We start from the raw sequence: 13,074 nt of genomic DNA, 5'->3' as shown, positions 1-13,074 counted from the left end.
AAAACGCCGCATAGTTTGGTGCCTTCCGGGCCGCTGGGTACGATAAGAGTAGAAGAAGCTGTGCGCCCGCGTGTGAGCCAGCCAACCGGCCCGGTGGTAGCTTTCAACGATGAGGAACCCGAGCGTGCGGCTGATTATCGTGAGCCCGAAGGAGCCTGGAATGAGTGCAGAACCTGCCGTGAACGCCAACGCTGAGACCCCCGCGCCGAACGAGGCTGCCCAGGTGAAGCCCTCCCAGCCCGCGTCGAATCGGGCTGACGCTAACCGAGCGGAAGCACACCAGAACACCGCGGCGCATCCTGCTGCGGAAGCCGAGGACAAGCCTGCGGTTCGCCCCGCCGGCCCGATTCCCCTGCCCGAGCCGGATGCATCCGTCGCGAAGAAGCACCGCGGCTCGCACCGCGTCATGGCCGCCGGTGGACGCAGGCCGAACCGCCTGGTCTTCGGCGGCCGCACCACCATGCAAACCTCCGACGCGAACGGCGAAACGATTCATTTCTCGCCCATGATCGCGCCGGTCGTGCGCGCGGTGCGCCGCTACCACCCCGACGAGGATATCCGCGTGCTGCAGCGCGCCTACGAGGTGGCGAACCACTACCACGAGGGTCAGAAGCGTAAGAGTGGCGACCCGTACATCACCCACCCGGTGGCTGTGACCGCGATTCTTGCGGAGATGGGCGCGACCGGCCCCGTGCTCGCCGCCGGCCTGCTGCACGACACGGTGGAAGACACCGACTACACGATGGAGCAGCTCACCGAGGAGTTCGGCGAGGAGGTCGCCTACCTGGTCGATGGCGTGACCAAGCTGGATAAGATGACGTACGGTGAGAACGCCTCCATCGAGACGATTCGTAAGCTCGTGCTGTCCATGAGCAAGGACATTCGTGTGCTGCTCATTAAGCTTGCCGACCGCCTGCACAACGCCCGTACCTGGCGTTTCGTGCCGCAGGCTTCCGCCGCGAAGAAGGCGGAGGAGACCCTGAAAATTTACGCGCCGCTCGCGCACCGCCTGGGCCTGAACACGATTAAGTGGGAGCTGGAGGACCTCTCCTTCGCCGCCATGAGCCCGGAGATTTACGCCGAGATGGTGCGCATGGTCGGCGAACGCACCCCCGCGCTCGAAAAGTTCCTGAACGAGGCACGCACCAAGATTACGGAGCGTCTGAAAGAGGTGGGCATCGACGCGACCGTGACGGGCCGCCCGAAGCACTACTACTCGATTCATCAGAAGATGAAGACGAAGGGCCGCAGCTTCGACGAGATTAACGACATCCTTGCCGTGCGCATCATGGTCGAGGAAGAGGCGGAATGCTACACCGTGCTCGGCCACGTGCTGTCCCTGTGGCCGTCGATGACGGGCCGTTTCAAGGACTACATTAAGAACCCGAAGAACAACAACTACCAGTCGCTGCACCTGACCGTGTACGGTCCGGGCAACCTGCCGCTTGAGATTCAGATCCGCACCTACAAGATGCACGAAGAAGCTGAGTACGGTGTGGCGGCGCACTGGCGCTACAAGGCGGCGTCGCGCGGCGAGAAGGTCGCAGCTCGTGGCGGCGCGCCCGCGAAGGACCCGAAGGAGCCGGGCACCCAGACTTCGGCGATGATGAACGTCGGAATCCTGCAGTCTATTGCGGAGATTTCGAACTCCAACCCGGAGTCGGAGAAGTTCTACGAGTCGCTCGCTGACACCCTCGACACCGACGAAATCGTCGTTCTCACCCCCAACGGCGAGGCAATCGCCCTGCCCAACGGCTCCACCCCCGTGGACTTCGCCTACGCCATCCACAGTGAGGTCGGCGACCGCACCGTCGGCGCGAAGGTCAACGGCCGCCTCGTGCCGCTGCACACGGTCCTGCCCACCGGCGCGACCGTGGAGATTATGACCACGAAGAACGAAGACGCCGGACCCAGCGAGGACTGGCTGAAGTTCGTTCGCTCCTCGCGCGCTCGCACGAAGATCCGCCAGTACTTCGCGAAGGAACGCCGCCTGGAGGCGCTGCTCGCCGGCCGCGAGATGCTCACCAAGAGCATGCGCAACAGTGAGCTGCCGCTGCAGAAGATGATGAGCCCGGAGATTATGACTCAGGTGGCTCAGCTGCTGCACAAGAACGATGTGGCGTCACTGTACCGTGCGATTGGTGAGCACGAGATCGCGCCGAAGCAGGTCATTGACACCCTCGTTGAGGTGCACCGCGGTGACGAGCCGGCACCCGAGGTTGAGGTCAGCGACTTTGATGAGACGTTGCTGAAGTCGACCCGCAAGGCGATTGGCGATAACGGCGTGATTGTGCCGGGTGCTGAGGGTGTGCTGACGAAGATTGCGCGCTGCTGCACCCCGGTCCCGCCGGATGACATTATCGGTATTGTGACTCGTTACAACGGCATTTCGGTGCACCGCCGTGACTGCCCGAACATGCGTAACGCTGACGAGGAGCCGCGCGTGACGACGGTTGAGTGGGCGTCTTCGCCGACCGCTACGTACCGTGTGCAGATTCAGGTGGAGGCGCTGGACCGTAAGGGCCTGCTGAGCGACCTGATTCGCGCGATTTCTGAGTCGGGCGTGAACATTCTGGATGCGCGTGTGCACACTTCGGAGGATCGCACCGTGGTGGACCGCTTCGCCCTGGAGCTGGGTGACCGCTTCATGCTGGAGCACGTGCTGAACGTGGTCCGTAACGTGACGGGCGTGTACAAGGCGTACCGCCTGACCGGCGCGAAGCCCTCGGAGGCGTAGGCTCTTTAGAAATATCCTTCATGTGTTGATTTTTGGGTGCTGGTTTTTGTACTCTTGAGTTAACCGTTCGGCCCGCTACTCTTGATGGAGTAGACGGGCCGGATTTCTATGTGGAAGGTCATATAGCATGGGTGCACAGGTTAAAAACGCTACGACTCTGAACGAACAGATAACACTACTGCGTAATCGCGGTATGGCGGTTGATGACCGACTCGCTAGACAATGGTTGTCTAATATTTCTTACTACCGACTGTCTGGGTATTCTTATCCATATCGTGTTTTACAGCCTACAGATGACCCGAAGAAACCGTTTCGCGAGGATAGATTTGTTCAAGGTACTTCTTTTGAAGAAGTTGCTCAGCTGTACGAATTTGATCGGAAATTACGTACCTTAATTCATGATGCAATTGAGCGTATAGAAATAGCTTTACGTACGCGTATCGGCGAATGGGTTGTCTCTCACGGACCGCTGGCTTACCAGGACTCTGATTTGTTCCGCCCTGATTTTGACCATGCTGGGTGGCTTGATAGAGCAATGGGACGTGTGGAGCGTGCTAAAAAGAGTAATGCTGCAATTCGTCACTACTCAGAGAACTATGATGGTTACCCTTTCTGGGTGCTTGCTGAGACGCTAGATTTCTCAGATATATCTATTTTGTATGGTGGGTTGTCCGTACCTGTCCAGCATGAGATTTCGACTGCCTTCGGGTTTAAAGTTGATGCTACAGCTTTGCTAGCTCGACACAAGAAAACATACTATCGACAGGACCCGTTAGCGAGATGGTGTGAACAGCTGAGCATTGTGCGCAATGTGTGTGCACATCATGGGCGTTTGTTTAATAGGCGTTTTACTCCTGCTTCGACTAACGTGTTTCGTACTATCCCTGGGCTGTCCTCACTTCCGCGAGGACAGAGTGAAAGATTGTATGGAGCTCTCTTAGTAATAGCGTTTATGCTGAGAAGCGTCTCCCCGGGTACGACGTGGACGGACAAGCTCATTACCCTGATTAAGTCTGACTATATGCCGCTTAGACTACGTCATGTGAGCGAGATGGGGTTCCCTGAAGATTGGGAGACTCATTTGAGAATGATGATGTCCAGTCAAGAATAACTCCGCCCCAGAAGCCACATGTGTTTCGAAAAGCCACTTCTTTGGTGGCTTCTCGAAACACATGTGGCTTTTCGCTGTCTATGGGGAAGGGTCGGGGCTCCTTCGATAGGTTAGTGTCTTCGCCGTGGGTCTTTAACCCGCAGTGAAGACACTAACCTATCGAAACAACCAGTGGCTCGGCGATGACGAACCGGCGCGTGCGGGGTCGGGGGAACCCGTATACTGAAAGAGTTCGCGCCGCCGGGTACGAAATGGCTTGTGGAAGCTATGAACGCTCCCACGGAGTACAGCATCTAGACCCGCGCTGGCGCATGTGTACGACCGGGACCGTATGGGTCCCGAATATTTGACGTTTCTTCGACTGTAGAAACGATTACTAATGAGAGGTTGACCGCCCCTATGACGACGCAGTCTACGGATTCTTCCGCTACTACTGACGAGCACCGTAACCGTAACGCTGAGCGTGCGCAGCTGCACTCCACGATTTGGCGTATCGCTAATGATTTGCGCGGCTCGGTAGACGGCTGGGACTTTAAGCAGTACGTGCTGGGCATGCTCTTCTACCGTTACCTCTCTGAGAGCCAGGTGCGCTTTGTTGAGAAGAAGTACGGTCTGGATCAGGCTTTTGAGCAGATTCCTGATGAGGCTTTTGACGAGGATACTCGCCGCATGCTGGTGGAAGAGCGCGGCTTCCTGCTGTTGCCCTCGCAGCTGTTCTCTGTGGTGCACGCGAAGGCTCGTCAGGACCAGAACCTGAATGAGACCCTGGCGAACGTGTTCAAGGCGTTTGAGGAGTCGGCGCGTGGCACCGAGTCTGAGAATAACGTGAAGGGCCTTTTCGATGACTTCGTGCTGGATTCGAACAAGCTGGGTGTGAGCCCGGCGGCTCGTCACGAGAACCTGCTGAAGCTCATGGACGCTGTGGCGGACATGAACTTGGATAAGGGCTATGAGGATAGCGAGAATGACGCCTTCGGTGACGCCTACGAGTACCTGATGGGCATGTATGCGGCGAATGCGGGTAAGAGCGGCGGCGAGTACTACACCCCGCAGGAGGTTTCGGAGCTGCTGGCGAAGATTGCCATGGATGGCCGTGATGCTGAGCAGATTCGTACCGTGTATGACCCGGCGTGTGGTTCGGGTTCGCTGCTGTTGAAGTTTAAGCGTGAGCTGGGTAAGAACTCGGATGCTCTGCGTTTTGTGGGTCAGGAGATTAACCTGACCACCTATAACCTGTGCCGCATGAACATGATGCTGCACGGTGTGCCGGTGGATGATTTCAGCATTGCGCACGGTGATACTCTGATTGACCCGAAGCACCGCGGTGGTGCGGGCGGCGATTTTGAGGAGCCGTTTGGTGCGATTGTGTCTAACCCTCCGTATTCGACGAAGTGGAAGGGTGACGCCGACCCGACTCTGATTCACGATGACCGTTACGCCCCTGCGGCGGTGTTGGCGCCGAAGTCGAAGGCTGATTTGGCGTTCACGATGCATATGCTGGCGTCGCTGGATGAGGCGGGTACGGCGGCTATCGTTGAGTTCCCGGGCGTTCTGTATCGCGGTGCTGCGGAGCGTAAGATTCGTGAGTACCTGCTGAAGCAGAACGTGGTGGATGCCGTGATTCAGCTGCCCGCCAACCTGTTCTACGGTACGAGCATTGCGACCTGTATTTTGGTGTTGAAGAAGGGCCGCCGTAAGGACCATTCGGTGCTGTTCGTGGATGCTTCGCAGCTCTTTGATAAGGGCACGAACCAGAACATTCTGGGTAAGTCGCACCGTGAGAAGATTCTGGAGGTGCTGGCGGCTCGTGAGGAGCGTGAGCATTTCTCGGCGCTGGTTCCGGTGGAGAAGTTGCTGGAGCAGGAGGCGAACCTGGCGGTGTCGAGCTGGGTTGAGCCGGAAGATACGCGTGAGCGTGTGGACATTGTTGAGTTGAATTCCCATATTGAGGGTATTGTGGCTCGTCAGGCTCAGCTGCGCGTGGAGATTGACGCTATTGTGGCGCGTCTGGAAGGCGGCGAGTAGTCGTGGCTGAGGTGACGAATTATATTGACCGCCTGGTGGCTGAGCTCTGCCCGGATGGGGTGGAGTACCGTCCGCTAGGCGAGGTAGGTGAGTTTATTCGGGGTAATGGATTGCAGAAAAAAGATCTTTTTCTCGAAGGTATGCCTGTTATTCATTACGGTCAGGTTTTTACTCATTATGGTGCATTCGCATCTAAGGCTAAGTCTTATACAGATTTTGAGTTGTACTCAAAGCTTCGAAAAGCAGACCCCGGAGATCTTGTTATTGCCACTACAAGTGAAAATGATGAAGATGTCTGTAAGGCGGTTGCTTGGCTAGGGGAAGAGCCTGTTGGGGTTAGTGGTGATGCATATATTTATCGCCATTCGTTTAATGCAAAATATATCGCATATTTTTTTATGACCCATAATTTTCAGCGACAAAAAATTCGTTATATTACAGGGACCAAAGTACGTCGCGTGTCAGGTAAGAGTCTTGAGACTATATTGGCTCCTATGCCGCCAATGGAGATTCAGGAAGCGATTGTAGAAATTCTCGACAAATTCACGAACCTGGAAGCGGAGCTGGAAATACAACTGAAAGCGGAGCTGGAAGCGCGTACTCTGCAATACGAGTACTACCGTGATTCACTCTTCGAAGCCCTCGACTGTCCCCGTGTTTCTCTAGGTGAACTGGGCAAGTTCTACGGCGGACTTAAGGGAAAGACCAAGAATGATTTTGGCTCATCTGGTGCGCGCTACATTTCTTACAAGAATGTATATGAAAACATTTCAGCCGATTTCACTTGGCCTGACTTCGTGCAGGTAAAAGAAGGAGAGAATCAGCTTTCCCTAATGAAGGGCGACATTCTTCTGACTGGATCATCTGAAAATATGGAAGAATCAGGTCTTTCATCTGTTGTTACGAAGGAACCTGACGAGAAAACATATTTGAATAGTTTCTCAATCTGCTATCGCCTCAATGATCCGAGCATTCTTAACCCCGAGTTTTCTAAATATCTTTTTAGGAGCCGTTTAGCTCGTAAACAGATTATCCGAACTGCTCAAGGAGTTACGAGGTTCAACGTCTCCAAGAAGAAGCTGGCTAATGTGTCTATTCCTATCCCCAACCTGGAAGAGCAGCAGCGCATTGTCGATATTCTCGACCGCTTTGACACCCTGACCACCAGCCTCTCCGAGGGTCTACCTGCAGAGCTCGCGGCGCGTCGCAGCCAGTACGAGTACTACCGCGACCAGCTACTTTCCTTCCCCCGCAAGGGCGAAAACCAGTAGCCACCCGCGCATCAGACCGCGCATCACGCGCGAACCCCGTGCAGGGGTAGTGGCCACCCACCACCCCTGCACGGGCCGCTAGACCTCAACCACATACCTCAACCACACTCAACAACCCAAACCCAACTGGCCGGGCTCACTAACCCCGAGCCCAACCATCCACACACTCAACCCCTACGCAAAGGAGCACCCCGTGGAAACCGTACCCAACCACCCCCGCCCCGCCGAAGGACGCACCGAAAGCATCCTCAGCTCAGACGACTTCACCGTCATCGCCGACCGTAGCAAAGCAACCGGCTACGACGAATGGGAATCCCAGCACAAAAATAAGCGTGAACACCAGAGCGAAGCGCAGCTCGAAGCCGAACTCATCGAAACCCTCAAAACCCAAGGCTACGACTACCTGCCGCGCCTCACCGATGAAGCCGCGCTCATCCGCAACCTGCGCGAACAGCTCGAACGCCTCAACACCCGCCCCGAAGAAGGCGCATACGGCCCCAACAGCGGCTTCCACTTCACCGACGAAGAATTCAACCGCCTACTTACCGAACACATCGCCCGCTCCAACGACGGCATCCTCGAAAAGGCCAAGCTCATCCAGGAAGAACGCTTCATCGACTTCCGCCTCGAAGACGGCGCCCTGCGCAACATCATGCTCATCGACGCCGCCTACCCCGCACGCAATCGCATGCAGGTCATCAACCAGTACCGCGTACCCGCCCCCAACGGTAAGGTACTCAACCGCTACGACGTGACCATCCTCGTCAACGGCCTGCCCCTCGTGCACATTGAACTCAAGAAGCGCAACGTGAGCATCCGCGAAGCCTTCAACCAAATCGAACGCTACCAGAACGAAGGCTTCCAGCAGGACCAGCACCGCCTCTTCGAATACGCCCAAATCTTCGCCATCAGCAACGGCTTCGAAACCAAGTACTACTCCAACACCGTGCGCCACAAGCACGTCGAAGACCAGCAGAAGGCCGGCCGCAAGACCGCCTCCGGCGGCTCCGCAGGCAAGAGCTTCGACTTCACCAGCTACTGGTCAGACGAACAGAACAACCGAATCAACGACCTGATTCTCTTCGCGCGCACCTTCCTCACCCGCCACACCCTCGCAAACGTCCTGACCCGCTACTGCATCTTCACCGTAGGCCAGGACCTGCTCGTCATGCGCCCCTACCAGATCGCGGCAACCGAGAAAATCATTAAGCGCGTCGAAATCGCCAACAACAACCCTAAGATTCTCGGCACCAAAGAAGCCGGCGGCTACATCTGGCACACCACCGGCAGCGGCAAGACCCTCACCAGCTTCAAGACCGCACGCCGCCTGGCAGAAACCGGGCTCGTCGACAAGGTCATCTTCGTCGTGGACCGCAAGGACCTCGACTACCAGACCATGCTCGAATACAACAACTTCCAGGCAGATTCCGTCAGCTCCACCGGCAGCACCCGCGAACTCAGCGAACGCCTCGCCGACCGCGGAACCAACATCGTAGTCACCACCATCCACAAGCTGTCCAACCTCATCACCGCCGACTCCGAACACCCCGTCTACGGCCAGCGTGTAGCCATCATCTTCGACGAATGTCACCGCTCCCAGTTCGGCCGCATGAACACCGCCATCAAGAAGAGCTTCAAGAAGTACAGCATGTTCGGGTTCACCGGCACCCCCATCTTCGAAAAGAACTCCGCAGGCGGCCCCGGCACCACCACCGTCGAAGTCTTCGGCGACTGCCTGCACACCTACACCGTCGTTGACGCCATCAACGACAAGAACGTGCTGAAATTCCACCTGGAATACACCAACACCAGCCCCCACTTCGCCGAACTCGAAGAAACCTCCTACGCAGAAGAAATCGCCGCCGAACACGCCGAAACCCCCGACTCGAAGGAACTCGCCAAGTTCGCAAAGAGCAAGGAAGTACTCGAAAGCCCCGAACGTATCGAAGCCGTAGCCACCTACATCCTGGACAACTACGACCGCAAAACCAACCAGAGCGCAGCCACCAGCTACGACATCAAAAAGACCCGCACCATCAACGGCGTCACCAAACACTACGTAGAGCGCGTGCGCGGCTTCAACTCGATCCTGGCAACCTCGTCTATTGATGCTGCCTGCACCTACTACGACACCCTCAACACCCTGCAGGAAGAACGCATCGCAGACGGCACCCTGCGCCCCGAACAGAAGCTCAAGGTAGCCATCATCTACTCGCAGGGCAACGGCGGGCAGCTCTTCGACACCTTCGGCGATGAAGAAAACTTCACCTTTGCCACCGAAGGCACCGGCAGCCGCATGGACGGCTTCCTCGAAGACTACAACACCATGTTCGGCACCAACTTCAGCACCGACGGCGACTCCTTCGACAACTACTACAAGGACGTCTCCCGCAAGATGAAGATGCGTGAGCTGGACCTGCTCATCGTCGTCAACATGTTCCTCACCGGTTTTGACTCCAAGACCGTCAATACCCTCTGGGTCGACAAGAACCTGAAGATGCATGGCCTGGTGCAGGCATACAGCCGCACCAACCGAATCCTCAACTCGCTCAAGCCCTCCGGCAACATCGTGTGCTTCCGCGACCTCGAACAGGCAACCAAGGACGCCTTCACCCTCTTCGGCGACACCGAAAACAGCAGCGGCCAGTCTGCCCTCGACATCGCGTTCACCCGATCCTACAAGGAAGCCTACGCCGCATACGACAAGGCTGTGTCCGACCTGCGCGAAGAATTCCCCATCGACGAGGGCGGCTCCATCACCGTGGACACCACCGAAGACAAGGCCCGCTACATCGAGCTCATGAACCAGGTGCTTAAACTGCAGCAGGAACTGCGCGTGCACGACGAGTTCATCCGCGACGGCGGCAACGAACTCATCAGCGACTACGACATGCAGGGCTACACCGGTGTCTACAACGACATCTACGAAGAAGCCCGCGAACTGCGCCGCGAACAGGAAGAAGCGAAGGACAGCGCCGACAGCGAAACCGGCGAAGGCGAAGAAAAGCCGACCGCAGTTGACCTGTTTGATCGCGTATCCTTCCTGACCGAACTGGTCAGGCAGCAGGAAGTCGGTGTGCTCTACATCCTGGAGCTCGTCAAGGCAGCCCGCGCCGCACGCCACGGCAAGGCGGCAGGGGAGAGCGGCACCTCCGAAACCGCGCAGGACAGCGTGGAGCACTTCCGCGACCGCGTGCGCCTCGCAATTCGTAACGACGCCGACCTGCGCGAAAGCGGCGATATCATCGAGGACTACTTCGACACCTACCTGAACGAGTCCGAAGACCACGACGTGCAGGAACACTTCCACCACTACGTGACCGACCGCCGCACCCGCGAAGAAGACACCATCGTGAAGGACGAAGAGCTGGACTCCGCCGAAACCCAACGCGTCGTCAACCGTGCCCTCAAGGAAAACCGCCGCACCATTCCCGGCAAGATCAGCCGCCTGGTCAAGGGCAAGATTTCGCTCTTCGGCGGCAAGCTCGGCGGTGCGAAGACCGAGGATGCAGCAACCAAGGCGAAGCGCGTGAAGCAGAAGCTGGAGAAGCACATCGTCCGCTTCATGCCGTTCCTCGGCGGAGAATAACCCGCGGTGACGTGCTGTAACCGGCGGTAGCCTGCGGTAATCCGCCCAGAGGTAATCCGCCCAGAAGCCACATGTGTTTCGAAAAGCCACTTCTTTGGTGGCTGCTCGAAACACATGTGGCTTTTCGCCGTTCATGGGAGGAGCCTTCTCGGCAGGGTAGCAGTCTTCACCGCCTCATCTCCGCGAAGCGTATGCGGGCGGTGGGGGGCGCCTCCAGAACATCCCTCGTCACACAATATTTTTGTGTGTTTTCTCCGGCGTGGGGCGGTGCAGCCCCTTATCTTGTCAGGGGTGCCCCGTACCTTTGGTGGTAGAGAACAAGGATGCGTTCTCATTCCTCCATCGAACGACCAAAGGAGAAACCCATGTACACGGATGGCTACTACAGCGATGAAGACTTCCGCGCCTTCTGCTCCGGTCAGGACGCCGCCAATATTGACGACTTCTTCACTGACAACGGCGAATACCTCATGGAACACCTGCCCGAAGTCACCGACCGCGAGTTCCTCGCCGGCCTCTGCTACGGTAACCGCTGCGATGCTCTCTGCCAGAGCGGATACGCCTTCGACGAGGCAGAAGATGCCCTCCGCGACATGTACGCGCTCGCCGTCTGAGCCAGGATGCGGCGGAGCCGCCGGGGGAGTAGGGCCCTGCATTTTGGCGATGTGATGGCCTGACGGAAGTGGCTTCGTTGCCGTAAGAGTATAGGCATCGTTGCGGTAGGCAAATGTTGTTTGATAGCGAAAATAATGTATTGCGGTTTTTTGACTGTCATAAACCGCAAAAGAGTGCAAACATGGCTAAATTTCCTGTAGGGTGGTTCTGGGACTCATAGCAATGCACCGGTGCATCGATAATGCGAGGTACCTAGTCTGGGCGCTTTTGGATACGTTGCTGTACCTAAAGAAAGCTTCTCGACTAGCACATACACACCATCACCGACGATTGGAGCACCCCTAATGGGACCTGAATCCGTTTTGACCCGCCGCACCCTGCTGAGCGGCGGCGCACTCTTCGGCCTGACCGGCCTGCTCGCGGCGTGCGGTCAGCAGGCCGCTAATGAGGCTGCCGGCTCGACTTCTTCCGGCGCACCGAGTGAGACTGCTTCGGCCTCTGCGGCAGCATCTGACGCTGCTTCTGCATCAGCTACTCCGAGCCCGCGAGTAACTCGCGGCTACTCCGGTGGCTCGAAAGCCCCCGATGGCGAGTACCGTAAGGCAGACGGCTACGGCCCTGCGCAGAACGTCCCCAAGCCCCGTAATGAGCCTGCTCAGTATCCTGAAAACGAGGAGGGCCTCATTCATATGATGGAGGACTGGGTTGTTGCTCATAACTACGGTATTCAGACCGGCGACTGCTCATACGCCAAAAAGTACGTTTCTGAGAGCACTGAAGAATACAAGTTCTACGAATACCTTGAGGGGCTCTACCAGCGTGGAGGTTGGGTAATCGAAGGACTTGACTCATATCAGCAGGAGAGCATACCTGTTTACGATGAGAAGCAGAAGATTTACCGTATGAAAATTCGTGTTTTTTGGAGTATTGCAATGTATATTGAGCCTGACGGAAAAATTACAAAGCAAGCAAACACCAACAAAGATGATGATAAATTCAATTTCTTCTTCAGCTACTCTAATGGTTATTGGAAAATTATTGGCAGTGGAGATGGAGATGAGCTCAAAGATGAATAGCGGTATCAAATATATTGGAATATTCTGCGTATCAGTTTTGTCTGCTTCTCTGATAATCCCTACAACTGCATATGCTGAAGAATGCACAAATCCTGATTCTAACGGTCATTGCTACAAGGTTCCGAACCCACCGAATCGCCGATCAAGAACAGCAGATAAAAATAAAGAGGAAAATTCTGAAGTCCCTAGCGATTCCTCAAATACTTCCCAGTCTATCAACCAAGAATATTTTGATTATGAAACATGGTTTAAAAATAACTACCAAGAAATAAACGATGAGACCGGCGTTAAAATGTATGCTCGCAAGACATCAAAACGCCGCCCCGGCGAACCAGAATGCTACTCCGAAAACGAGAGACCAGGAAAATACACCCGCATTCGAGAAAAACCCATCACGTCCGACGACACCGCAACATACACAGTCTCCTGCCAACCTAACGACACTAAAACCCTCACCCCCACCAACCCCAAAGAAACCCCCAAGGGACCCACNNNCGAAGAAATGCTCCAAGAAATCGAGGACCAATTCGCTAACACCAATATCCAGGCCCCTGTTTTGAAGCAGTCCTACAACCTCGGCACCGGCCTCGGCGAAAACAACCCCAACGTCTACAAGAACCAAGCCGTCAACTTCTACGTCGACGCACCCA

7 protein-coding genes are annotated in these 13,074 nt (G+C 56.2%); all 7 read left to right on the top strand.

All coding sequences use genetic code 11. The features are described from left to right. Positions 1-160: 160 nt before the first annotated feature. The 7 genes from ADJ95_RS02995 to ADJ95_RS02960 all read left to right on the top strand — a co-directional run bounded on the left by ADJ95_RS02995 (position 161) and on the right by ADJ95_RS02960 (position 12,424). Complete coding sequence (locus ADJ95_RS02995) at positions 161-2,737, top strand: RelA/SpoT family protein (protein WP_414706033.1); 2,577 nt, start codon at positions 161-163, stop codon at positions 2,735-2,737. 127 nt (positions 2,738-2,864) lie between these two features. Then, entirely contained in the window at positions 2,865-3,848 is a 984-nt protein-coding gene (locus ADJ95_RS02990; protein ID WP_049332441.1) for an Abi family protein, read from the top strand. Positions 3,849-4,247: 399 nt separating this feature from the next. Then, positions 4,248-5,873, top strand: coding sequence for a type I restriction-modification system subunit M (locus ADJ95_RS02985; protein WP_049332438.1), 1,626 nt, complete (start codon positions 4,248-4,250; stop codon positions 5,871-5,873). Between the two features lie 2 nt (positions 5,874-5,875). After that, positions 5,876-7,144 (top strand): restriction endonuclease subunit S, encoded by a 1,269-nt coding sequence (locus ADJ95_RS09020; protein WP_204371128.1) that lies wholly within the window; start codon positions 5,876-5,878, stop codon positions 7,142-7,144. A 193-nt stretch (positions 7,145-7,337) separates the two neighbouring features. Further along, the gene (locus tag ADJ95_RS02970) at positions 7,338-10,733 is read left to right on the top strand and encodes a type I restriction endonuclease subunit R, EcoR124 family (RefSeq protein ID WP_049332436.1); all 3,396 of its coding nucleotides are present in this window, start codon (positions 7,338-7,340) and stop codon (positions 10,731-10,733) included. A 365-nt stretch (positions 10,734-11,098) separates the two neighbouring features. Further along, entirely contained in the window at positions 11,099-11,347 is a 249-nt protein-coding gene (locus tag ADJ95_RS02965; RefSeq protein ID WP_049332435.1) for a hypothetical protein, read from the top strand. Positions 11,348-11,692: 345 nt separating this feature from the next. Beyond that, positions 11,693-12,424 carry a DUF6318 family protein gene (locus tag ADJ95_RS02960; RefSeq protein WP_049332433.1) on the top strand — a complete coding sequence of 244 codons (732 nt, stop codon included), beginning with the start codon at positions 11,693-11,695 and terminating at the stop codon, positions 12,422-12,424. Positions 12,425-13,074 lie beyond the last annotated feature (650 nt).

The sequence above is a fragment of the Rothia mucilaginosa genome, assembly GCF_001061665.1.
Classification (GTDB): Bacteria; Actinomycetota; Actinomycetes; order Actinomycetales; family Micrococcaceae; genus Rothia; species Rothia mucilaginosa_A.
Note: the sequence above shows the minus strand (reverse complement) of the source record. Positions and strands in the feature narration are given on the sequence as shown.